Origin of the sequence: Klebsiella sp. EMBS2024 (assembly GCF_036233805.1) — a bacterium.
GTDB lineage: Bacteria > Pseudomonadota > Gammaproteobacteria > Enterobacterales > Enterobacteriaceae > Klebsiella > Klebsiella pneumoniae.
This window is the reverse complement of sequence record NZ_JAZARW010000001.1, coordinates 3,117,179-3,117,395: the sequence shown is the minus strand read 5'-3', so window position 1 is coordinate 3,117,395 and position 217 is coordinate 3,117,179. Positions and strand designations below refer to the sequence as shown.

Sequence of the window (217 nt, the reverse complement as noted above, 5' to 3'; positions counted from 1 at the left end):
TGCCAACTTACTGATTTAGTGTATGATGGTGTTTTTGAGGTGCTCCAGTGGCTTCTGTTTCTATCAGCTGTCCCTCCTGTTCAGCTACTGACGGGGTGGTGCGTAACGGCAAAAGCACCGCCGGACATCAGCGCTATCTCTGCTCTCACTGCCGTAAAACATGGCAACTGCAGTTCACTTACACCGCTTCTCAACCCGGTACGCACCANAAAATCAT

Annotated in this window: 1 protein-coding gene; it reads left to right on the top strand. The window is 50.5% G+C overall.

What is annotated here, in order from left to right; translation table 11 throughout:
• Positions 1–47: 47 nt before the first annotated feature.
• Positions 48–217: IS1 family transposase (locus VZP09_RS14385; protein ID WP_328795492.1), on the top strand; the 170-nt coding region annotated here is incomplete at its 3' end.